We start from the raw sequence: 21,840 nt of genomic DNA on the forward strand, positions 1-21,840 counted from the left end.
CATTCGCACCGGCCTCGCGCCAGCCTGGTGCAAGTGCCGCCTCAAACTGGGGCGGCCTGCCCGGAACAGGAGCACTAAGAGCGCAGCAGCTGCGCCGCTTCGATCAAACGCTGGGCCACCGCGGCCAGGGTCTCGCTCCGGTCCATGGCCAGACGGCGCAGGCGACGGTAAGCGGCGTCCTCACTCAGGCCCTGCTCCTGCATCAGCAAGCCCTTGGCGCGTTCGATCTGCTTGCGCCCTGCCAGTTCCAGTTGCACCCCGGCCAGTTCATCGCGCAGCGCGCGCTCCTGCTCGAAGCGTGCACAGGCCACCTGCATCACGGCTTCCAGGCGCTCGGGCTGCAGACCCGCCACCACATAAGCGCTGACGCCCGCACGCAGCGCGGCCCGCACCGTGGGCGCGGCACCGCACTCGGCAAACATCAGCACCGGGCGCGGCATTTCCTCGTGCAGGGTGGCCAGGTGCTCCAGGGTGTCGCGCCCCGGGGCTTCGGCATCCACGATCACCAGATCGGGCCGCTGGCGCTGCACCACCTCATGGATGCGCGTGGCCTCGTCCAGCACGGCCAGCACCTCATGGCCCTGGCGCACCAGGGTCTCGGCAATCAAGCGCACACGGTGCGCGCCATCGTCCACCAGCAGGACGCGCAAAAAGGGAGGGGCCGGAGGGTTCATGCCCCCAGGATGCGCAGGTTTCGTGCCAGGAACCCTGCCCAATCCGGTCAAGCTCGCTACATTGGCAGCCTTGTTGGCCGAGACCTCCGGAGTCCCTATGAAAGCGCAGTCCATCCTCGACACCATTGGCAACACCCCGCATGTGCGCATCAACCGCCTGTTTGGGGCAGGCGCAGAGGTCTGGATCAAGGCCGAGCGGGCCAATCCAGGCGGTTCGATCAAGGACCGCATCGCGCTCTCCATGGTCGAGGACGCCGAACGCAGCGGCCTGCTCAAGCCCGGCAGCACCATCGTCGAGCCCACCTCGGGCAACACCGGCGTGGGCCTGGCCATGGTGGCCGCCGTCAAGGGCTACAAGCTGATCCTGGTGATGCCCGACAGCATGAGCATCGAGCGCCGCCGCCTGATGCTGGCCTATGGCGCCAGCTTCGAGCTGACCCCGCGCGAGAAGGGCATGAAGGGCGCCATTGCCAAGGCCCAGGAGCTGCTGGAAACCATTCCCGGCGCCTGGATGCCGCAGCAGTTCGAGAACCCGGCCAATATCGATGTGCATGTGCGCACCACGGCCGAGGAGATCGCGCGCGACTTCCCCGAGGGCCTGGACGCCCTCATCACCGGGGTGGGCACGGGCGGCCACATCACCGGCTGCGCGCGGGTTTTGAAGCAGCGCTGGCCCCAGCTGCAGGTGTTTGCGGTGGAACCGGCCGCCAGCCCGGTCATCAGCGGCGGCCAGCCTTCTCCCCACCCCATCCAGGGCATCGGCGCCGGCTTCATCCCGCTGAACCTGGATGTGGATCTACTGGATGGCGTGATCCAGGTCGACGCCGAGGCCGCACGCGAGATGGCGCGCCGCTGCGCCCGCGAGGAAGGCATGCTGGTGGGCATCAGCAGCGGCGCCACCTTGCGCGCCATTGAGCAGCAGCTGCCCAAGCTCAAGCCTGGCGCGCGTGTGCTGGGCTTCAACTACGACACCGGCGAGCGCTACCTGTCGGTCGAAGGCTTCCTGCCAACGTGATCCCCCCCGATGCGCCTTCGGCGCCTCCCCCCAGGGGGCGCCGCCAGTGGCCCGGCAAAGCCGGTTCCACGGCGGCCCCTTGAAGATGTGTGCGGTCTGCCTACCAGGCGTCGCCAAGTTATATGGCTGAAACCAATCAACCGGCCGGTGGCCGGGGCGCCGTCAAGGCGGCCTTTGATGCCTTTTCCGAGCAAGGCATCCCGCTCAAGGTGGTGCGTAGCTTTTTGAAGGCCAACAAGCCCGAAGGCTTCGACTGCCCGGGCTGCGCCTTCCCGGACCGCCCCGGCAGCTTCGGCCCCGACTCTTGCGAGCAGGGCCAGAAGGCGATTGCCTGGGAGATGACGCCTCGAAAAGCCGACGCCGCCTTCTTTGCCCAGCACACGCTGACCGAGCTGCGCCAATGGCGCGAGCGCGACATCGAGGCCGTCGGGCGGCTGACCGAGCCGCTGCGCTACAACGCCCAGACCGACCGCTACGAGCCCATTGCCTGGGTGGATGCCCTGCAGCTGGCCGCCACCGAGCTGCGCGCGCTGGAACCCACCCGCGTGAGTTTCTACACCTCGGGCCGCGCCAGCAACGAGGCCGCCTTTCTGTGGCAGTTGCTGGCACGCGCCTACGGCTCGGCCAATCTGCCCGACTCCAGCAACCTCTGCCACGAACCCTCGGGCCTGGCGCTCAAAGAGCAGATCGGTGTGGGCAAGGGCACGGCCCAGCTCAGCGACTTCGAACTGGCCGACTGCATCCTGGTGGTTGGCCAGAACCCCGCCACCAACCACCCGCGCCTGATGGGCACCCTGCACGCCGCGAGCAAACGCGGTGCCACCGTGCTCGCCATGAACCCGCTGGTGGAGCGCGGATTCGTCAACTTTGCCGACCCCAAGGATGTGGGCGAGATGCTCACCAACACCGGGCACCGCGTGGCCAAGACGGTCTACACCGTCAAGGTCGGCGGCGACCTGGCCGCGCTCAAGGGCGTGGCCAAACGCTGGGTGGAGCTCGAAGCCCAAGGTCAGTCGATCTTTGACCTCGCCTTCATCCGCGAGCACTGCGAAGGCTTCGAAGCCCTGCTGGCCGACCTGCGCGGCGAAGACTGGCAACGCATCGAAGCGGACTCGGGCCTGAGCCGCGAGGCCCTCCACCAGCTGGCCGACGAGCTGGCGCGCTCGCGCGCGACCCTCATCACCTGGTGCATGGGCCTCACACACCACGAAGACGCGGTGGCCACCATCCAGACCCTGGTGAACCTGCAGCTGCTGCGCGGCATGATCGGCAAGCCGGGCACCGGCGTGGTGCCGGTGCGCGGCCACAGCAATGTGCAGGGCGACCGCACCATGGGCTGCACCTTTGCCGTGCCGGAGCGCTGGATTGCCAACCAGGAGGCCACCCTGCCGGGACTGCGTCTCACGCGCGAGCGCGGCCTCGACGCCCTGGGCACGGCCCAGGGCCTGCTGGATGGCAGCCTGCAGGGTCTCCTGAGCCTGGGCGGCAATTTCGCGGTGGCCGGCGCCGACGCCCCGGCCGTGCTGGCCGCGCTCAGCCGCACGCCCTTCACCCTGCACATCGCCACCAAGCCCAACCGCACCCATCTGCACCCCGGGCGCACGGGCTTGCTGCTGCCCTGCCTGGCGCGCACCGACATCGACCGGCAAGACGGTCACGAGCAACGCGTCAGCGTCGAGGACTCGATGAGCATGGTGCATGCCTCCAAGGGCATGCAGACCCCACTGTCGAACGAGATGCGCAGCGAGCCGGCCATCGTGGCCCAGCTCGGCCATGCGCTGCTGCACGATGGCTCGGTGCCCTGGCTGCATCTGATCCAAGACTATGACCGCATCCGCGCGCTGATCGAGCGCTGCCAGCAGGGCGTGTTCGAAGGCTTCGAGAACTTCAATGCCAAGCTGCAGCAACCGGGTGGCTTCTGGCTTCCCAATGCGGCCGCGCGGCGCGAGTGGCGCAATGCCGGCGGCCGCGCGAAGCTGATGCCCCATGCCCTGCCCACTGAGGGTGTGCTGGCGCGCGCCAAGGCTGGCTTACCCGCGAGCGAGCACGCCCGCGTGCTCAGCCTGATGACGGTGCGCAGCCACGACCAGTTCAACACCACGGTCTATGGCCAGGACGACCGCTACCGCAATGTCTTTGGCACGCGCGAGGTGGTGTTTTTGAGCCCTGCCGAGATCACCCGCCTGGGCCTGCACGAGGGGCAGAAGGTGGACGTCGAGGGCCTGGCCATCGACGACGGCCAAACCCGCTGGCTGCGCGGGTTTGAAGTGCGGAAGCTGGAAATGGCCCCGGGCTGCGCCGCCGCCTACTTCCCCGAGGCCACGCCCCTGGTTCCCACCGGCCTGGTGGCCAAGGGCGCACGCACCCCGGCAGCCAAGGCCCTGCCGGTGCGCCTGCATCCAGTCGTTTGATGGAGCCCCCTGTGACGATCACCCTTCCACCCGACACCCGCCCCTGGCTGAAGCGCCACTGGTTCCTGCCCTTGGCCGCTGCCATCGTGCTGGGCGATCTGGCCTCGGTGTTCTTCGGCGGCTGGGGCGAGCCGCAATGGCTGGAAGCCGCACTGCTGATCGACTTCGCGCTGGTGCTGCCGCTGCTCTATGCCTGGTGCTACCGCACCCAGGGCAAGGTCGCCCGGATCAAGGCCGCCGGCCTCTCTTGTCTCGCCCACTGGGCCACGGGCAAGCTGGTGCCGGCCGAGCATCAATATTTGCTGCGCGAGGTGGCCTGGCTGCGCAACCTGGGCCTGGCCGCCCTGCTGCTGCTGGAGATCAAATTGGGCGTGATGGTCTATCGCGCGGTCCTCCAGGGCCGCAAGACCCCCGAGGCGGCCCGGCAGCAACTGGAGCAGGAAGGCATGCCCGCCTGGGCCGCCAAGATCATGGCCTGGGAGGCGAACCTGTGGGTCAGAGCCTGGCGCTGGCTGCGGCGCGATCGGTCTTGAATCCAGCCGACATCGATTGGGCCCGCCCCAGCCCCGAAGCCTTCGCCCTTGGCCATAGCCCCGGCGGTTCCGACGCCCTGATTGAAGAGACCCCCGTCACCCTGGTCTTCAACGACGAGGTGGCGCTGACCCTGATGGCCACGCCGCTGCAGGGGGAAGAGCTGGCCTTGGGCTTTACCTTGAGCGAGGGCCTGATCGAGCGCGCCGACGAGATTCAGGAGTTGCATGCCCTGCCCACGGGCGCGGGGCTGTCGGTGCTGATCAGCTTGCCCGAGGCACGCATGGCGCCGCTGCGGGCGCGGCGGCGCTTTGGGGCTGCACCGGGTGGCTGCGGCTTGTGCGGCATTGAGGACCAGCAGACCTTGTTGGCCCTGCCGGAACGAGCGCTAACAACCCTGGCCCTGGAGGACGGTGCGATTGCGCGCGCGCTGCAGGCCCTGCCCGCCCACCAGCCGCTGAACGCCGCCACCGGTGGTGCCCATGCTGCCGCCTGGTGCAGCGCGGCGGGCGAGATCCTGTTGGCGACCGAAGACGTGAGCCGGCACTGTGCGCTGGACAAGCTGATCGGGCTGCTGGCGCGCACGCATCAGGACCCGGCCCAGGGCTTTGTGCTGATGAGCAGCCGCGCCAGCTTTGAACTGGTGCACAAAGCGGCGCGCGTCGGGCTGCCGGCCTTGGTGGCGATCTCGGCGCCCACGGCGCTCGCCCTGCGGGCAGCCCAGGCCTGCGGGCTGGCGCTCTACGGTTTCGCCCGCGAAGGGCGGCACACGCGCTACGCCTGAGCTTGACCTGGGTTCAGGCCGCCCCGGAGCGGCCTGGGACAATGCCACCATGAGTACCGCCCTGAATGTCACCCTCGCTTGGAGCGATGCCCTCGCCCTGCAACAGCCCGAGATCGACCGCACCCACCAGGAGTTCGTCGAACTGCTGAACGCCCTGGCCGCCGTGGCCGATCAGGGCCTGGCCGCCCTGCCCGCCTTCGACGCGCTGCTGGCCCATACCGAGCAGCACTTCGCGATGGAGGAGGGCTGGATGGCCGCCTGCAAGTTCGAGCCGCAGAACTGCCACAGCCGCCAGCACGACATGGTGCTGGAGCTGGCCCGCGAGGTGCGCAAAGCGGCCGTGGACAAGGGCGAGTTCGAGCCCCTGCAGCGCCTGGTGCCGGCGCTGGCCGAGTGGTTCCCGCAACACGCCGAGATGATGGACGCGGCCCTGGTGTTCACCATGCAACAGCTGGGATTTGACCCGGCGCAGGGCGAGCCGGTTCCGGCAGGCGCGAACGCCCCCAAGGGCTGCGGCAGCCACTGTGGTTAACGACGGCGGCTGACCCCCCCTTTTGGGGCGATGTTCATCCGGCCGCAGCTCGGATAGCCTCGCGCCCCATGTTGAAGTCCACCCCCGCCCTCGCGCTGGCCCGACGTGCCTGGCGCCAATTGCATGCCGATGCCGGTCTGTCGTTGAACCTGAGCGAGCGCGCGCTGCTGCGTGCGCGGGCCGACCAGGATGCACCCGCTCAGGCCTGGGCCCTGCTGGCCCAAGGATTTCACCGCCTGTACTTCGCCGCGCCGGCCCAGGCCGAGCAGGTGCTTGGGCAGGCGGCCCAGGCCTTTGCGGCCCAGCAAGAGCGTGCCGGCGAGGTGCTGGCATTGGCGGGTTGCGCGCGCGCGCTCTGGCGTCAGGGGCGGGTCCAGCAGGCGCAGGCCCTGCTGATGCCGCTGCGCGACGAAGGCCTGCAATTGCTGCGCAACGAGCAGCGTGGCGTGCTGCTCAATGCCATTGCAGGCTGCTACTCGGCCCAGGGTCAGAGTGAGCAGGCCTTCGCTTATATGTACCAGGCCCTGCGCGACGCCGGTCCCAAGCGCGGCCAGGGCTTTGACACCGCCTTGCACTGCAATCTCTCGCACGAGTTGATCGAGCTGGGCGATTTCCATGAGGCCCTGCGCCAGGTCGAACGCGGGCTGGAGCGCATGGTCGGCGTGGCCCATGGCCGCATGCACACCGTACTGCTCGTGAACCGGGTGATCGCACTCACCGAACTGGGTCGCGCCAGCGAGGCCCTGCCCGACATTCAGGCCATTGGCGCCGCCGCCAACGACCCCAGCGGTCGCGGTCTGGTGCCCATGCACTTCGAGGCCCTGGCCCTGGGGGCCTTGCGCGCGGGCAACAGCGCATTGGCCCAGGCCCTGATGGCGCGTGTGGATCCGGCCCAGCAACTGCCCGATGACCGCGTAGAGCTGGCGCTGGGGCGCGCCCTGGCGGCCAAGCTCGCGGGCGACCCGGCGCATGGCCTGCGAGAACTGGGGGCGGTCGCGGGCCAGTTGGATGCCGAGGGGGACGAGCGCCCCAGCCTGCGCATGCGCTGCAACCATGCCGCGCTGGAGGCCGAACTGCAGGAAGCCCTGGGCGATGCGCCGGCCGCCCTGCGCGCCCTGCACTGGGCCCAAGGCCTGCAGGCAGAGCGGGCCCGCTTGGCCTCCGCCGCCCGCTACCAGGCTGCCATGTTGCAGACCGAGCTGTTGGCGCTGCAGCAGCGTCTGGAGGACCAGGAGAGCAAGCGACTGGCCGCCGAACGCGCACGCACCTTGTTGGCCGAGGCCAATGAGCGCTTGTCGCGCAAGATGGCCGAGGTGGAGGCCCTGCAGGCCCAACTGCGCGCACAAGCCACCCAGGACGTGCTGACGGGCCTGGCCAATCGGCGCCAGCTCAACGACAGCCTGCCCGCCCTGCTGGCCATGGCACTGCGCGAGGGCAGCCCGCTGGCGGTGGTGGTGATCGATTTGGATCACTTCAAACGCGTCAACGACGAGCACGGTCATCCGGTGGGCGACCAGATCCTGGCCGGCCTGGGCCAGTTGCTGCGCGCGCATCTGCGCCGCAGCGACCAGGCCTTCCGTTACGGCGGCGAGGAGTTCTGCCTGCTCATGCCAGGCACCTCGGCAGCCGATGCGCAGCTCAAGGTGCAGCAGCTGCTGGCAGCCTGGAAGCAGCAGGTGTTTGCGCTGGACGATGGTGGGCAGTTGGTCGGCCTGAGCTTTTCAGCCGGTGTCACCGACTCCACGCTGACCGCGCCCTCACCCAGCGCGTTGCTGCGTGGCGCCGATCAATTGCTGTTGCTGGCCAAGCGGGCGCAACGCGGCTCGGTGCTGGTACCCGGCGCGGCCACTTTCGCTGGGGAGGGTCTGCAAGACCCCGTGCAGCCCGCGTTTGCGAGAGAACCGGCCGGATCGTAGAGCGAGGTCGGACACAAACAGTCCAGCGGACTGTTTGTGCCTACCCGAGCGCCGGCGCTTTTGCGCGCCGGCGGCGTGCGAAGGTCGGACTCGCAGTCCAACAGCCGAGCGCGCCAACGACCGAGACGGCCGGTTATCTCGCAAACCCTGGCGGGCCAAAGACTTTTCGGGCGATGGGGGGTTTGCAGACCCTCCCTAGCTGCTGATCAGCTCCAACCCGGCCGGGGCCGCGGCATCGGCATTGGCCAGCGCATCCAGACTGGCGCGCAAGCCGGCTTCGTCCAAGCCGTGCGCCTGCAGCACCCCGACCCAGCGATTGCGCCCCGATCGCTTGGCGCGATAGAGCGCGGCATCGGCCAGGTCGAGCACGATGGCCCAGCCAGTGGCACGCGGCTGCGACTGCTGCAGCGGGAAGCAGGCAAAGCCGATCGAGCAGGTCCGACCCAGCGTGCGGCCTTGGCCCAAGTCAAAAGGTTGTTCGGCCACATGGCGACGCACACGCTCGGCCAGTTCGGCGGCTCCCGCGCGGTTGCTGCCGCGGGCCACCACCAGGAACTCCTCGCCGCCCCAGCGCACCAGGTAGTCGGATTCGCGGAACACCCGCTGCAGCCGCTCGCGCATCTGCACCAGCACCGCATCGCCCGCCGCGTGCCCGTGCTGGTCGTTGACCTGCTTGAAGTGGTCGATGTCGATCATGAACAGGCACAGGTCGGTGTCGACCGGCGGCGCCAGGCCCCGGCGTTGCGCCTCCTCCAACTGCCGCTGCACCAGGCGCAAATCGTCGTCCAGGCGCTCGATCACAAAGCGTCGGTTGCGCAGGCCGGTGAGCGGGTCGGTCAGGGCGCTGTCCTCCAGGGCCCGGCTCTTTTCTTCCAAAGCGGCGGTGGCGGAGGCCAGGGCCTCCGTGCGCTCCAGCACACGTTGTTCCAGCGCCGCCTGGCGCAGGCGCAACAGACGGGTGCGGATCTGCACCGCAAAGCCGATCAGGCCCAGCAGGCCGACCAGGGTCAGGCCGCGCGCCCACCAGGTCTGCCACCATTGCGGCGACACCTCGATCGCCACCGCCAGCTCCTTGCGGCTCCACACGCCGTTGCGATTGCTGCCTTGCACGCGCAAGGTGTAGCGCCCCGGGGCCAGCCCGCCATAGCTGACCGAGCGCTCGTTGGCATCGCCCTCGATCCATTCGCTCTGGTGCCCTTCCAGCCGATGGCGATAGCGATTGCGCACCGGCATGCTGAAGTCCATGGCGGTGTACTCCAGCGTGAAGCTGCGTTCCTCCGGTCCCAGCTGCAGTGCGGGCTGCAGGCGCGAGAGCGGCACGCTCACCCCATCGATGCGCAGCTCGCTGGCCTCGATGGCCGGCTCGTAACGCCAAGGCTTGAAGCGCGCCGGGTCCACCACCAAAAGCCCCCGGCTGCCGCCGAACAGCAAGCGGCCATCCGGCAGCCGCGCGTGGGAGCGGAACCAGCCGGTCCCGATGTCCACGCCATCGGCGCTGCTGAGTCCTTCGAACTGTTGACTCTGCGGGTCGTAGGCCCCCCGATGGGTCCAGATGCGTCCGGCCGCGTCCTGCTCCAAATTCGCGCCAAAGGACTTGCCGGCCTGACCGATGCGAGGGCTGAGAGCCTCAAAGCGCGCCTGCCCGCCCTGCCACGCCAACATGCGGTGCAGGCCGGCCGAGGTGTCCACCCACAGTTGCTGGCGCTCATCCACCAAGAGACCTAGCACGGTCTGATCGAGCAGGCCCTCACCCGCCGAGGACTCGATCGACAGCAAACTCTGCGCCCCTGGCTCCAGGCGGTAGAGGCCCAATTCCCCGCCCACCCAAACAGCGCCATCCGCGCCTTGAGCGAGCGCATTGACATCCCCCTTGAGGGGCTGGTTGCCCGGCAGGCCCAGGCGTTCAAACTCGGCCTGCCCGGGTTGCCAGCGGTACAGGCCATCCTGGGTGCCGGCCAAGACCGCCCCATCGCGGCTGGCCAGCAAGATGCGCACCCGACCGCGCCCCAGCGAGTACTGCCGCAACCAGCGACGGCTGCTGGCCTCGAACAGGGCCACCCCTTCATCGCTGCCGGCCCATATGCGACCCGCACCGTCCAGTGCCAATCCCCCTACTCGCCCCCCGCGATAGCCCTGGGCCGCTGGCCGGATCTCGGCCCGCAGCTGCAGATTCAGATCCAGCACGGCCAGGCCCCGGTCATTGGTACCCACCCAGACCTCGCCGGCCGGCGTCACCACCAGGCTGCGAGCGTCGATCACGCCCAGCACCGAGTCCTCGCGCGCTTCGGGCCGCCGCACCCAGACCGCGGAACCCTCTTCGGTATGGCGCTGCAGGCCACCGCCGTAACTGCCGACCCACAGCACTCCGCTGCCGTCCACCGCCATCGCGCGCACGTCCGAGCCCGCCAAACCCCAGGGGCGGCTCACGCTCTGCCGCAGCAGACGCAGGAGGGAACCGTCGCTGCGACGGCGGATCTCGACCCCGTTGGCGCGCCCCACCCAGGTTTCATCGCCAGCCACGTCCACCAGCACATTGATGCTCCCGGCGCCCGAACCCGCCGAATCCAGCACCTGCAGACCCTGCAGCTGCGCATCCACGCGCACCAGATCCCCCCCTTGGGTGCCCACCCACAGACGCGCATTGCTGTCCTGGTACAGGGCGCTGACGAGCCGGCCTGCAAACGCAATGGGCGGAGGCGCCATTTCAAATCGGGGCTGCCCCGGGCGCAGCCGCGCCAGTCCCGACCAGGTGCCCGCCCAGACCGTGCCCTGCCGATCCACCCACAACGACTGCACGCGGTCGTCGGGCAGGCCCTGCTCGACTCCCCAACGGGTGATGCGTCCGTTGGCCGGTTCGATCATTTGCAGGCCCCCCCCGACCGTGGCAGCCCAGATGCGGCCTTGCCTGTCTTCGGCCAGGGCGCGCACGGTGCCCCGCACAAAACCCCGGTCCGGGCGGAAGAACTGCCACTGCGCCGTGGCGGGGTCGTGCACGACCAGGCCGTCGCTGTCGGTGCCGATCCACAACCGGCCATCGCGCGCGGCCAGCAGGCTGCGCACAAAGGTGGTTCCGGTGGCGGGGCTCTGCGCCCCTGGCAGGGCCAAGGGCAGAAATTCATAGCCATCAAAGCGCACCAGCCCCACAGCGGTGCCGATCCACAGAAAGCCCTTGGCATCCACCGCCAGGGCCGAGACCACCCCGTCGGTGATGACGCCGCCGTCGCTCACCAGTTCAAAGCGCGGCTCCGCCAAGGCCGGGCGCTCGGCCTGCGCGCCGCTGCAGACCAGGGCCAGCAGCAGAACGAGCAGGGCGCGCATGGCGGCTTCGCTTAGCGCAGCGCGGCGTTGATGCGTTCGAGCTGCGCGCCCCCGGGGCAGAGCGCCGCTTCGTCCAGCGCGTTCAGCGCCCCCGGCACCATCTTCAACTGCTGGTGCAGATTGCGCGCCTGCGCGTCCACATAGAGCAAGCCTGTGGGCAGCTCGCCCTGCTGCTGCAGGGTCTGGATGGTCGTCATGGCCGCCAGCCGGCTGGTGGGATCGTGGGCGGCGTGCAGCTTGCGCAGATGCAGCAGCGAGCCATCGGCCTGCGGCAGGCTGAGCAGCTCTCCCGCGCCCGGCTCGGCCTTGGCCTCGGGGGCCAGGTCGATGAAGTCGATGCGATTCAGGGCCTGGTTGTGCTCGCGCACATGGTCGTAGGAGCGTGTGCTGCCGGCATGGTTGTTAAAGGCCACACAGGGGCTGATCACATCGATGAAGGCCGCGCCGCCGTGCCGCATTGCCCCCTTGATCAGCGGCACCAGCTGGGCCTTGTCGCCGCTGAAGCCGCGCGCCACATAGCTGGCGCCCAGTTGCAGGGCCAGGGAGACCAGATCGACGGCAGAGTCGATGTTCATCGCCCCTTTCTTGCTCTGGCTACCCTTGTCGGCCGTGGGCGAGAACTGGCCCTTGGTCAGGCCGTAGACGCCGTTGTTCTCGACGATGTAGACCATGGGCACGCCGCGGCGCATCGCATGCGCGAACTGGCCCAGACCGATGGAAGCCGAATCGCCGTCACCGCTCACGCCCAGGTAGAGCAGCTCGCGATTCGCCAGCGAGGCGCCGGTCAGGCAGGAAGGCATGCGCCCATGCACGCTGTTCAGGCCGTGGCTGGCGGAGAGGAAGTAGTCCGGCGTCTTGCTGGAGCAGCCGATGCCGCTCATCTTGGCCACGCGATGCGGGGCAATGTCCAGCTCCCAGCAGGCCTGGATGATGGCGGCGCTGATGCTGTCGTGGCCGCAGCCGGCGCACAGGGTGGAGATGCGGCCCTCGTAGTCGCGCCGGGTGTAGCCGACCTTGTTCTTGGTCAGCGTAGGGTGATGCAGAGCGGGTTTGGCGATGTAGGTCATGCCTTCACCTCTTTGGGGCTGACGGCCAGTTCGTGAACTTGTTTGGTGATGGCTGCGGCGATGAAGCGCGCGGTGATCGGCGTGCCGTCAAAGTGCAGCACCTTGCGCAGGCGCGCCGGGTCGATCTCCAGCTCGTTGACGAGCAGGGTGCGCAGCTGGCCGTCGCGGTTCTGTTCCACCACGAAGACGGCGTCATGCGCCAGGATGAAATCCTTCACCGACTGCGGGAAGGGGAAGGCGCGCATGCGCAGCGCATCCAGGTGGATGTCGTCGGCCGCCAGGCTGGCCAGGGCTTCGTCCATCGAGGGTGCGGTGCTGCCGTAATAGATGACACCCAGCCGCGTGGGCTTTTCAGCGGCGCGCACCGCCGGTTGCGGGGCGATCTTGGCGGCGGTCTGGAACTTGCGTTGCAGCCGATCCGAGATGTACATGTAGTCGCTGCCGGCCTCGCTGTAGACCGCCTGTGCGTTGTGCGTGCTGCCGCGTGTGAAGTAGCTGCCCAGCTTGGGATGCGTGCCTGGCAGGGTGCGGTAAGGGATGGAATCGCCGTCCAGATCCTTGTAGCGCGCGAACTCCTTGCCAGCCTCCAGGTCGGCGGCCGAAAGCACCTTGCCACGGTCGTAGCGCCTTGCGTCGTCCCAGTGGAAGGGTTCGCACAGGCGCTGGTTCATGCCGATGTCCAGGTCGCTCATCACGAACACCGGGGTCTGCAGGCGGTCGGCCAGATCGAGCGCGGTGGCGCTGAACTCGAAGCACTCGTGCGGGTCTTCGGGGAAGAGCATCACATGCTTGGTGTCGCCATGGCTGGCGTAGGCGCAGGCCAGCAGGTCGGCCTGCTGGGTGCGCGTGGGCATGCCAGTACTGGGGCCGCCGCGCTGCACATTGATGATGGTGAAGGGAACCTCGGCGAAGTAGCCAAAGCCGAGGAACTCGGTCATCAGGCTAACGCCGGGGCCCGAGGTGGCGGTGAAAGCGCGCGCGCCGTTCCAGCCCGCGCCCAGGATCATGCCCACCGAGGCGATCTCGTCCTCGGCCTGCACGATGGCGTACTTGGCCTCGCCGTCTTCGGTGCTGCGCAGCTTCTTGCAATAGCTCTGGAAGCCTTCAGCCACCGAGCTGCTGGGGGTGATCGGGTACCAGGCGCACACGGTGGCGCCGCCATAGACCATCCCGAGCGCGCTGGCCGCATTGCCCTCGACAAAGATGCGATTGCCCACCTGGTCGGCGCGCTTCACCTTCAGCCCCACCTGATGCTGACCCAGGTGCTCGCGCGCAAAGCTGGCGCCTGCGTGCAAGGCGCGCACATTGCCGTCCAGCAGCTTTTCCTTGCCCTTGTACTGCTCGGCAAAGAGCTGCTCGATGGCGGCGAGCTCCACGCTCATCAGCTCGGCCAGTGCGCCCAGCACCAGGATGTTCTTGAACAGGGTGCGCTGACGCGCGTCCTCGTAGGTGCCGTTGCAGATCGCGGTGGCCGGCATGCCGATCACGGTGATGTCGCTGCGACCGCAGTCGATGGGCTTGGTGCTGTCGTAGAACAGATAGCCGCCCGGCTCGATCTCCTTGACGTCCTGCGCCCAGGTCTGCGGGTTCATGGCCACCATCATGTCCACGCCGCCGCGCCGGCCCAACCAGCCGGCCTCAGTGACACGCAGCTCATACCAGGTGGGCAGGCCCTGGATGTTGCTGGGGAAGATATTGCGCGGCGCCACCGGCACGCCCATGCGCAGGATGGCTCTTGCGAACAGCTCGTTCGCGGACGCGGAGCCAGAGCCATTGATGTTGGCGAATTTGATGACGAAGTCGTTCGTCGATTCGATGCGCTTCATGGTGTGAATGCTTTCAACTGCGTGTGCGCTTTATTCAGAGCCCTTGGGGTCTTCAACCCCAAACCCCGACCCCTTTCTCTTTGCTTCGCCAAAGAGAAAGGGGGAAAGAGAAAGGCGACCCCCGATGCCTGCGCCCCTGGCTGAGCCAGGGGTTCCCTGCGGTGCGCGAAGAGCAGGCCCGGCCCAAAACTCACTTCGCTCACTGCGTTCGCTTCGTTCAAACAGTTGGGCCAAGTCAGAGCACGAGGCGCGCTGCGCGCGCTGGCCTGCTCTTCTGCGCTCCTCGGCTTGGCATAGGGGGACCCCCAACAACCAACAGCCGAACAGCCCGGACTGCCAAGAGCTGCGCCGTTTCCCGGGGTCCCCTATGCGCTGCCGAGAAGCGCAGCGGGCCAGAGCGCGCGCGCAGCGCGCCTCCAGCACTGACTCGGCGCGGCCGTTCAAACGGAGCGAGCTTGCGAGCGCAGTGCGTTCCGCGCCGGCTCTGGCTCGCGAGCATCGCAGGGGACCCCTTGGCGAAGCCAAGGGGCTGCGCATCGGGGTCGCCTTTCTTTGCCTACTTTCTTTGGCGAAGCAAAGAAAGTAGGTCGGCCGCCGGGCCGAAATCCCGGCGGGCTGGTTCAAGCAAAACGAGGGGCTCAATTGGCACCGCCGACCCGCAAGGTCGCATCCCGACAAGCCGCCCCCGCCTTGGTCGTCACCAACAAGAACTTCTGCATATCCCAGGCCCCGGTGGGGCAGCGCTCGGCGCACAGGCCGCAGTGCAGGCACACATCCTCGTCCTTGGCCATCACACGGCCGGTCTTCAGGGGTTCGCTGACCATCAGCGCCTGGTCCGCATGCAGGCGCGGAGCACGCAACTGCAGGCCCTCCTCCGAATCGGCATTGGGCGTGAAGCTGATGCAGTCGGTCGGGCAGATGTCGGCGCAGGCATCGCATTCGATGCAGGTCTTGGCCGTGAACACCGTCTGCACATCGCAATTCAAACAGCGCTGCGCCTCCTTGAACGCCGTCTTCACATCAAAGCCCAGCTCCACCTCCACCTTGATGGACTTGAGCGCCGCTTCGGCCGCCGCCCAGGGCACCTTGTGGCGCGCATCCTGGGTCGGGGCGTTGTCGTAGCTCCACTGGTGGATGCCCATCTTCTGGGACATCAGATTCACATGCGGCGGCGGGCGGCGCGTGACGTCCTCGCCATGCAACAGGCGGTCGATGGACACCGCCGCCTCATGCCCATGGGCCACGGCGGTGATGATGTTCTTGGGGCCGAAGGCCGCATCGCCGCCGAAGAACACGCGCGGGTTGGAGCTCTGGTGGGTCACCGCATCCAGCACCGGCAGGCCCCATTCGTCAAAGGCGATGCCGGCATCGCGCTCAATCCAAGGGAAGGCGTTCTCCTGGCCGACGGCGATCAGCACCTCGTCGCAAGGCATGTCCACATCGGGCTGGCCGCTGGGCACCAGCTTGCGCCGGCCGTTCTCGTACACCGACTGGACCACCTCGAAACGCATGCCCACCAGCACGCCGTTCTCCACCAGGAAGGCTTTCGGCGAATGGCAGGGCAGGATGGCGATGCCTTCGTGCTCGGCATCTTCCTTTTCCCAGGGGCTAGCCTTCATGTCCTCGTAGGTCGAGCGCACCAGCACCTGCACGCTCTCGGCGCCCAGGCGGCGCGCCGAGCGGCAGCAGTCCATGGCCGTGTTGCCGCCACCCAGTACCAGCACCTTCTTGCCGACCTTCTCCACATGGCCAAAGCTCACCGAGGCCAACCAGTCGATGCCAATGTGCACCTGGCCCTTGGCGTCCCAGCGGCCGGGCAGATCCAGGTCGCGGCCACGCGGGGCGCCGCAGCCCACGAACACCGCGTCCCAATCCTCGGCCAGCAGGGTCTTCATGGAATCGATGCGCTGGCCGGTGCGCAGCTCCACGCCCAGATGCTGCACATGGCCGACTTCCTCGTCGATCACCTCCTCGGGCAGGCGAAAGCGCGGCACCTGGCTGCGCATGAAGCCGCCGGCCTTGGCCTCGGCGTCGAACACCGTCACCGCATAACCCTGGGTGGCGAGGTCACGCGCCACGGTGAGACTGGCCGGGCCGGCGCCCACACAGGCCACCTTTTTGCCGTTGCGCGCGCTCTTGGGCAGGGGCGCAGGCATCAGGGCGCGCACGCTGTCGCCCTTCAGGTCCGCGGCCACGCGCTTCAAGCGGCAGATGGCCACCGGCTCGGGCTTGGCGAGGTTCTCCTCTTCCACTCGGCCGCGCCGGCAGGCCGGCTCGCAGGGGCGATCGCAGACGCGCCCCAGGATGCCTGGGAACACATTGCTGGCCCAGTTCACCATATAGGCCTCGTCGAAGCGGCCCTGGGCGATCAGGCGGATGTATTCGGGAACCGGGGTGTGGGCCGGACAGGCCCATTGGCAATCGACCACCTTGTGGAAGTAGTCGGGATGGCTGACATCACTGGGCTGCACGCAGGGGTCTCCTTGCGACCAACGCAAAACGCGCGATTGCACGTCAAAGCGCCGGCACGGTCTTTGACCCCAGTCTAGGTTTCGTCAGGTTTCGCCCTGGGCCGGCCTTTCCCTTACGCCAGTGCGGTCCAAACCCTTGCCAGGGTGGCCACTGCGCCTTCGATCTCGGCCGGCGGCGTACCACCAAATCCCAGCAGCAACCCGCTGCGTGCGCCGGGTTGGGCGCAAGTTCGAAGCAGTTCGTTCAAGCCACCCATTTCCACCCCGGCCGCGCGCGCCGCTGCCAGAAGCCTTTGCTCCTGGGCCGGAGCAGTCAGCGGCACGCAGGCGTTCAGACCCGAAGGCGGCGCCTGCAGCGGCAGCCGATCGCCAAAGGCCCGCTTCCAGGCCTGCTGCAGGGCCTCGCGACGCTGCGCCGCGGCGCGCCGGGCGCGGCGCAGATGCCGCGCCAGTTGACCCTGCTCGATGAATTCCGCCAGCACCTCCTGCTCGATCTGCGGCGCGTGCCGGTCCAGGGCCAGGCGCAGGCGCGCAAACTCGTCCACCAGGTCCGCCGGCAACACCAGATAGCCCAAGCGCAAGCCCGGCAGCAGCAGCTTGGAGAAACTGCCAATGTGGATGCAGCGCCCCGCGCGATCCAAGCTAGCCAGGGGCGGCAGCGGCGTGCCCTCGAAGCGGTACTCGCCGGCGTAGTCGTCCTCCAGCACCCAGGCCTGTTCGCGCTGGGCCCAGGCCAGCAGGTCCAAGCGCCGCTCCAGGCCCAGGGTGACGCCGGTGGGCCATTGGTGGGCCGGCGTCACCATCACCAGCCGGCCACCGCGCAGGGCCTGCAGGGCCTGCGGCCGCAAGCCGGCCGCGTCCACCGGCAGCCCCATGACCCGGGCGCCCGATAGCTGCAAGGCAGCCCAGGCCGAGGCGTAGCCGGGCGACTCGCACAACGCCAGATCCCCCGGGGCGAGCAAGGCCAGGGCGGCCAAGGCCATGCCCTGCTGAGCGCCCGAAGTCACCACCACCTGCTCGGGCGTGCAGGGCAGGCCGCGCCCGTGGCGCAGCCACAGCGCAATCTGCTCGCGCAGTCGAGGCTCGCCGGCCGGGTGCGCATAGCCGAGTTGCAACTCACCGCGCTCAGCGCGCCGCCAAGTCTGGCGCTGCAGGCGTGCCCAGTCCTCGAAGGGAAAGAGGTCGAGGGGCGGCAGGCCGGTGCGGAAGGCGCGCGCCGGCCAGGGGCGGATCTGCGGCGCCGGGAGACCGGACCAGCGCAGGGGCAGCGCCGACTTCCGGGCCGGCGCGTGCTGGGCGGAGGCCGGCGGCGGCAGGCGCACTCGGCTGCCGCCGCCCCGCTGGCCCTGCACATGGCCTTCGTCGCTCAAGCGCTCGTAGGCTCGCAGCACGGTGTTGCGCGACACCCCCAAGGCTTGGGCCAAGGCACGGGTGGAGGGCAGCCGGCTGCCCGGCGACGCCTGGGCCAGACGCTGGCGCAGTTGCTGAAGCAACTGATCGCTCAGCGATGCGCTGCCACGCTCATGCGTCCGCCGCAGCGTAAAGCCGACCGCATCCAGCTCCAAATCTCCGATGTTTCGACGATCCAACTTGGCCCCTTGGTTTTTGCTGATTTTGGATCTTTCAACAAGCCAAGCTGAATTCAAGAATGCAGCGCATGAACGATCCCCTCTCCCCCGCTCCGCTGTGGCAGGCTCTGGTCCGTGAAGAAGTCATGGGCCTGTTGCTGCGCCCCGATGCCAACGACCCCGACGGACTGCCCCGGGTCAACACCCTGCCTTTGGCTCTGAGTGACTGCGGCCAATGGCTGGACGCTCATCTGGCGGCCCGCCATGCCGACGACTTGCATCCCGGGCGACGGGTGCGCGTGCAGTTCCAGGGCCCGCATGCCTATATCTCGCCCAGCGTTTACAACAGCCGCCGCGAAGTGCCGACCTGGAACCACTTGGGCGTGCAGATCGATGGCCACATCCATCTGGAGACCGAGCCGGCGGCCGCCGAGGCCCTGCTGATGCGCCTGGTGGCCCAGGTGGACCCCGCCTACGCCGCGCAATGGCCCGAGCTGCCACCGGCCCAGCAGCAGGCCAAGCTGGGGGCGATCCGTTGCTTCCGCATCCGCATCGAGTCCGTGCGCACGCACACCAAGCTGTCGCAGCGCCGCCCTTTCAGCGAGCGCCGCCGCATGGGCGACTACCTGGCTGAGCGCAATCCGGCCCTGCTCCGTTGGATGGATCGCTTGGGGCTGTTGACCCCGGGGGCGGGCGACGAGGTCGCAGCATGAGCGCCGTCCTGCGCCCCTTGCAGGCCGACGATCGCCCGCAGTGGCAAGGCCTGGCAGAAGCCTACAAGGCCTTCTACAAGACCGAGACAACGGCCGCCGAGTACGACGCTGCCTGGCAGCGCCTGCAGACGCAACAGGTGCAGGGTCTGGTGCTGGCTCAAGGTCAGCAACTGGTCGGCCTGGCGCACTATCTGCTCCATGGCTCGACCTGGGGCGAGCGGGTCTGCTATTTGCAGGACCTCTTCGTGCCCCCCGTGGCGCGCGGACAAGGCCTGGGGCGATGCCTGATCGACGCGGTGGCGGCAGCCGCCCGTCAACAGGGCGCGCAGCGCTACTACTGGCTGACGCAGGCCGACAACGCCACCGCCCGCGCGCTTTACGACCGCGTGGCGGAACACCGCGGCTTCATTCGCTACGACTACCCGCTTTGAGCAGCCCTTCCAACTGGAAGGGGTAGCGCTTCAGGCCCGGATTCAGGGCCTTGCTATAGGGCCGGAAGTCCAGCGCCAGCGCCTGTCCGTCGCCAAAGCGCTGCAAAAAGCGGCGCGCTTGGGGCGCATCAAAGAGCATGAACATCGGCCGCTGCAGTTCCAGGCCTTCGCTCATGAAGTCCAGCCCCCGGTGGTGATCGTGGAGCAGCACCAAGGCCCAGGCGCCGCAGAGGAAATGCCCCCCCGAAAGGGCCGCCAATCGCCCGTCCACCACGGCCTGCATGGCCTCGGCCGAGGTGTTGATGCCGGAGAACAGCAGATCCCGCCCGGCCACCAAGCCCTGCGCCTGCGCGGCCTCCATGGCGCCAAAGGTCATCTAGGGCCTGTTCACACTAATGGAGGCCAGCGCGTTGCCACCCAGAAAGGGCGCCAACGCGGCGCGAAGGGATGCTGGGGCTCATTGCCCCAGCGAGCTTCGCAACAAAGTGGGCGCCCTTTTCTGGTGGCAACCCGGAGGGAAAGGGTCTGGCCGGCCGCCATCCGTCGTTGCTCGGCTCGCCCAGGCGGCCAGCCTGGGCCGCGCCGCGCGCCTAGGTTGCCAGCCGGCCAGACCTTTTCGCGTGGCCTCGCTTAGTGTGAACAGGCCCTAGTCACTGCCCGCCCACACCAGTTGAGGCGCCGGCCCGCTCTGCAGCCGATGGGCCATGCGCTCACGAGCCAGTTCGCGCCGCCAATCGGCAAACAAGACCTGCTCGAGCACCGCATCCTCGGCCTCGCTCACAGCCCGGCGCATGCCCTCATTGCGGGCGATGGATACCGGCGTCGATCGATCCCCGGCGATGGCCAGCACATGGATGCGTCAATCGCGCCCCCGCAAGCCCTGCGCGCGGGCGCTGGCCAGCATGGCGTGTGCGGTCATGAAGCCGGCATGCTCGGCCTGCGGCTCCAGGCTGCCGAGCAACAGCCGCAGCCCCTTGCGCGGAGCGTGCTGGGCGCGCTCCTGCGGCAACAGTCCACTGAAGGCGGCAAAACTCTTGATCCCGGCTGCCTGCAGGCGCCGCGCCGCCGGCACCAGCACGCCCTTCTCGTTGACGAGCACCACAAAGTCGGGTCGCTCGGCCGGCGGGCGCACAGCAATCTGCCACGCCAGGGCCAACGCCCGCGCCGGGTCGCGCTCGGCAAACTGCTGCTCGAAGCGCATGCCTAAACTGTCTGCCGCAGCCTGCATGGCCTGGCCGGCGGTGCGCCAGAAGACTTCATCGCTACGGCCCGGATTGATGAAGGCCACACGTTGGGCCTCAGCCCGCAGTGCGCAGAGCAAGAGACTCGTCGCCATCAGATACAGGGGGAAACGCCGAGCCAGCCACCGCCACGAAGTACGCCAATCGATCAAGCGACCGCCTTGGAACTGGCTCTGCCAGGCCACTGGCGGTGCCCCCTTGAGGGGGAGGCGCGAAGCGCTTCGGGGGGGAGTCACAAGCGGTGCGAGCGGTCGCCCTGTTCGAAGCCGATGGCGTCGAACTCCTGCCCCTCGGCCGCGAAGCCGATGACCTTGAAGAGCTCGCCCATCTCGTGCTCAGTCAGCAGCTTCTGGGCCATCGCGCGCTCGCGCAGATCGGCCTGCTGCAGCAGTTCTGCGATGCCGCAGTTCAACAGGAAGTGCGCCTGCGTGGTGAAGCCCAGCACCGAGAGGCCGGCGTCCTGGCCGGCCAGCGCGATGCCGGTGAAGTTCACGTGCGCGGTGATGTCCTTCTCACCGACCTGGCGCAGGGGGTCGGCGTCGGCCTTGTGGCGGTGGTGGCACATCAGGGTGCCGCCGATGCGCTGCGGGTGGTAGTACTCGGCATCGGTGAAGCCGTAGTCGATCAGGAAGACTGCGCCCCGGGCCAGGCAGGCGGCCAGGGTGCGGATCCAGGCCTTGGCATGCGGATGGATTTCCGTCACCGTGCCGGCCACCCAGGCATTGCCGTCATAGGGCGGGCGCAGTGCGGTCGCGTGGTCCAACCAGACGAAGGCGGATGCGTCCTCGGGTTGACCGGGCGGGGCCAGGGCCACGCCGCGCTCCCACCAGCGCTGGCCATCGAAGTGCAGGAGTTTGACCGGCATGGCGTCCAGCACCTCGTTGCCGATGACCACCGCCTCAAGGCGCTCGGGCAAGGCACTGCACCACTGCACCCGCTCGCCAAAGCGCGCCAGCCGCTGCTGCTGACGGGCCTTGAGGGTGCCACTCAGGTCCACGATCACATAGCGCTCGGGCAGCTGACCGAGCTCGGTCAGGCGGTCCAGCACCTGCTCGGCCAGCGCGCCACTGCCGGCGCCAAACTCCCAGATCTCCTGGGTATGGGTCAGGCGCAGCGCTTGCGCCAGTTGGCGTGCCAGGGCGTGACCGAACAGCGGGCTGAGTTCGGGGGCGGTGACAAAGTCGCTGCCACTCTGGGGACCAAGACCAAAGGTCTGCCGGTGGCTGCTGTAGTAGCCCAGCTCCGGGGCATAAAGGGCCTCGGCCATGAAGTCGTCAAAGGGCAACCAGCCGCCGGCGGCCTGGATGCGCCGGCGCAGATGGGCTTCCAGCACCGCGGTCAT

The 21,840-nt window shown here is 68.4% G+C and carries 18 protein-coding genes; 8 read left to right on the forward strand and 10 right to left on the reverse strand.

Annotated features, from left to right (window positions below; translation table 11 throughout):
- Positions 1 to 74: 74 nt before the first annotated feature.
- Positions 75 to 674 carry an ANTAR domain-containing response regulator gene (locus FF090_RS16720; protein WP_175423696.1) on the reverse strand — a complete coding sequence of 200 codons (600 nt, stop codon included), beginning with the start codon at positions 672 to 674 and terminating at the stop codon, positions 75 to 77.
- A 97-nt stretch (positions 675 to 771) separates the two neighbouring features.
- Here FF090_RS16720 and cysK point away from each other — a divergent pair, with 97 nt between their 5' ends.
- From cysK to FF090_RS16745, 6 genes are all read left to right on the forward strand, one after another.
- On the forward strand, positions 772 to 1,689 hold the full coding sequence (cysK, locus tag FF090_RS16725; protein WP_138857808.1) for a cysteine synthase A: 918 nt from the start codon (positions 772 to 774) through the stop codon (positions 1,687 to 1,689).
- 122 nt (positions 1,690 to 1,811) lie between these two features.
- Positions 1,812 to 4,100, forward strand: coding sequence for an FdhF/YdeP family oxidoreductase (locus FF090_RS16730; protein ID WP_138857809.1), 2,289 nt, complete (start codon positions 1,812 to 1,814; stop codon positions 4,098 to 4,100).
- Between the two features lie 11 nt (positions 4,101 to 4,111).
- On the forward strand, positions 4,112 to 4,633 hold the full coding sequence (locus FF090_RS19420) for a hypothetical protein (RefSeq protein WP_217502994.1): 522 nt from the start codon (positions 4,112 to 4,114) through the stop codon (positions 4,631 to 4,633).
- The gene (gene fdhD / locus FF090_RS16735) at positions 4,591 to 5,415 is read left to right on the forward strand and encodes a formate dehydrogenase accessory sulfurtransferase FdhD (RefSeq protein WP_217502995.1); all 825 of its coding nucleotides are present in this window, start codon (positions 4,591 to 4,593) and stop codon (positions 5,413 to 5,415) included. Before FF090_RS19420 ends, fdhD begins: the two co-directional genes overlap by 43 nt.
- Before the next feature lie 49 nt (positions 5,416 to 5,464).
- On the forward strand, positions 5,465 to 5,947 hold the full coding sequence (locus tag FF090_RS16740; protein WP_138857811.1) for a hemerythrin domain-containing protein: 483 nt from the start codon (positions 5,465 to 5,467) through the stop codon (positions 5,945 to 5,947).
- Between the two features lie 68 nt (positions 5,948 to 6,015).
- Positions 6,016 to 7,863 carry a tetratricopeptide repeat-containing diguanylate cyclase gene (locus tag FF090_RS16745; protein ID WP_138857812.1) on the forward strand — a complete coding sequence of 616 codons (1,848 nt, stop codon included), beginning with the start codon at positions 6,016 to 6,018 and terminating at the stop codon, positions 7,861 to 7,863.
- Positions 7,864 to 8,058: 195 nt separating this feature from the next.
- Here the strand turns inward: FF090_RS16745 and FF090_RS16750 are convergent, their stop codons facing one another.
- From FF090_RS16750 to pdxR, 5 genes are all read right to left on the reverse strand, one after another.
- Positions 8,059 to 11,181 (reverse strand): ligand-binding sensor domain-containing diguanylate cyclase, encoded by a 3,123-nt coding sequence (locus FF090_RS16750; RefSeq protein WP_138857813.1) that lies wholly within the window; start codon positions 11,179 to 11,181, stop codon positions 8,059 to 8,061.
- A gap of 11 nt (positions 11,182 to 11,192) precedes the next feature.
- Complete coding sequence (locus FF090_RS16755; protein ID WP_138857814.1) at positions 11,193 to 12,248, reverse strand: 2-oxoacid:ferredoxin oxidoreductase subunit beta; 1,056 nt, start codon at positions 12,246 to 12,248, stop codon at positions 11,193 to 11,195.
- The gene (locus tag FF090_RS16760) at positions 12,245 to 14,074 is read right to left on the reverse strand and encodes a 2-oxoacid:acceptor oxidoreductase subunit alpha (RefSeq protein WP_138857815.1); all 1,830 of its coding nucleotides are present in this window, start codon (positions 14,072 to 14,074) and stop codon (positions 12,245 to 12,247) included. The genes FF090_RS16755 and FF090_RS16760 overlap by 4 nt, the downstream gene beginning before the upstream one ends.
- 638 nt (positions 14,075 to 14,712) lie before the next feature.
- A complete protein-coding gene (locus FF090_RS16765; protein WP_138857816.1) occupies positions 14,713 to 16,545 on the reverse strand; it encodes an FAD-dependent oxidoreductase in 1,833 nt (610 codons plus the stop codon).
- A gap of 113 nt (positions 16,546 to 16,658) precedes the next feature.
- Complete coding sequence (gene pdxR / locus FF090_RS16770; protein ID WP_217502996.1) at positions 16,659 to 18,134, reverse strand: MocR-like pyridoxine biosynthesis transcription factor PdxR; 1,476 nt, start codon at positions 18,132 to 18,134, stop codon at positions 16,659 to 16,661.
- Between the two features lie 68 nt (positions 18,135 to 18,202).
- Between pdxR and FF090_RS16775 the strand changes: the two genes are divergently transcribed.
- Positions 18,203 to 18,826 (forward strand): FMN-binding negative transcriptional regulator, encoded by a 624-nt coding sequence (locus FF090_RS16775; protein ID WP_175423697.1) that lies wholly within the window; start codon positions 18,203 to 18,205, stop codon positions 18,824 to 18,826.
- Positions 18,823 to 19,257: a GNAT family N-acetyltransferase gene (locus FF090_RS16780; protein WP_138857818.1), complete on the forward strand. Its 435-nt coding sequence runs from the start codon at positions 18,823 to 18,825 to the stop codon at positions 19,255 to 19,257. The genes FF090_RS16775 and FF090_RS16780 overlap by 4 nt, the downstream gene beginning before the upstream one ends.
- Here the strand turns inward: FF090_RS16780 and FF090_RS16785 are convergent.
- The 4 genes from FF090_RS16785 to FF090_RS16800 form a co-directional block, all read right to left on the reverse strand.
- Positions 19,232 to 19,633, reverse strand: coding sequence for a type 1 periplasmic-binding domain-containing protein (locus FF090_RS16785; RefSeq protein ID WP_138857819.1), 402 nt, complete (start codon positions 19,631 to 19,633; stop codon positions 19,232 to 19,234). The two genes, FF090_RS16780 and FF090_RS16785, sit on opposite strands and share 26 nt — an antisense overlap.
- Before the next feature lie 270 nt (positions 19,634 to 19,903).
- Positions 19,904 to 20,107 (reverse strand): type 1 periplasmic-binding domain-containing protein, encoded by a 204-nt coding sequence (locus tag FF090_RS16790; protein WP_138857820.1) that lies wholly within the window; start codon positions 20,105 to 20,107, stop codon positions 19,904 to 19,906.
- 9 nt (positions 20,108 to 20,116) lie between these two features.
- The gene (locus FF090_RS16795) at positions 20,117 to 20,593 is read right to left on the reverse strand and encodes a type 1 periplasmic-binding domain-containing protein (protein ID WP_138857821.1); all 477 of its coding nucleotides are present in this window, start codon (positions 20,591 to 20,593) and stop codon (positions 20,117 to 20,119) included.
- A gap of 137 nt (positions 20,594 to 20,730) precedes the next feature.
- Entirely contained in the window at positions 20,731 to 21,840 is a 1,110-nt protein-coding gene (locus tag FF090_RS16800) for a class I SAM-dependent methyltransferase (protein WP_138857822.1), read from the reverse strand.

Source organism: Inhella inkyongensis (genome assembly GCF_005952805.1).
Classification (GTDB): domain Bacteria; phylum Pseudomonadota; class Gammaproteobacteria; order Burkholderiales; family Burkholderiaceae_C; genus Inhella; species Inhella inkyongensis.

What these genes read in the sequence shown, in the direction of transcription:
- FF090_RS16720 (WP_175423696.1), bottom strand. Translation starts at nt 674, where the DNA reads ATGAACCCTCCGGCCCCTCCCTTTTTGCGCGTCCTGCTGGTGGACGAT.
- cysK (WP_138857808.1), top strand. Translation starts at nt 772, where the DNA reads ATGAAAGCGCAGTCCATCCTCGACACCATTGGCAACACCCCGCATGTG.
- FF090_RS16730 (WP_138857809.1), top strand. Translation starts at nt 1,812, where the DNA reads ATGGCTGAAACCAATCAACCGGCCGGTGGCCGGGGCGCCGTCAAGGCG.
- FF090_RS16740 (WP_138857811.1), top strand. Translation starts at nt 5,465, where the DNA reads ATGAGTACCGCCCTGAATGTCACCCTCGCTTGGAGCGATGCCCTCGCC.
- FF090_RS16745 (WP_138857812.1), top strand. Translation starts at nt 6,016, where the DNA reads ATGTTGAAGTCCACCCCCGCCCTCGCGCTGGCCCGACGTGCCTGGCGC.
- FF090_RS16750 (WP_138857813.1), bottom strand. Translation starts at nt 11,181, where the DNA reads ATGCGCGCCCTGCTCGTTCTGCTGCTGGCCCTGGTCTGCAGCGGCGCG.
- FF090_RS16755 (WP_138857814.1), bottom strand. Translation starts at nt 12,248, where the DNA reads ATGACCTACATCGCCAAACCCGCTCTGCATCACCCTACGCTGACCAAG.
- FF090_RS16760 (WP_138857815.1), bottom strand. Translation starts at nt 14,074, where the DNA reads ATGAAGCGCATCGAATCGACGAACGACTTCGTCATCAAATTCGCCAAC.
- FF090_RS16775 (WP_175423697.1), top strand. Translation starts at nt 18,203, where the DNA reads ATGAACGATCCCCTCTCCCCCGCTCCGCTGTGGCAGGCTCTGGTCCGT.
- FF090_RS16780 (WP_138857818.1), top strand. Translation starts at nt 18,823, where the DNA reads ATGAGCGCCGTCCTGCGCCCCTTGCAGGCCGACGATCGCCCGCAGTGG.
- FF090_RS16785 (WP_138857819.1), bottom strand. Translation starts at nt 19,633, where the DNA reads ATGACCTTTGGCGCCATGGAGGCCGCGCAGGCGCAGGGCTTGGTGGCC.
- FF090_RS16795 (WP_138857821.1), bottom strand. Translation starts at nt 20,593, where the DNA reads ATGGCGACGAGTCTCTTGCTCTGCGCACTGCGGGCTGAGGCCCAACGT.
- FF090_RS16800 (WP_138857822.1), bottom strand. Translation starts at nt 21,840, where the DNA reads ATGACCGCGGTGCTGGAAGCCCATCTGCGCCGGCGCATCCAGGCCGCC.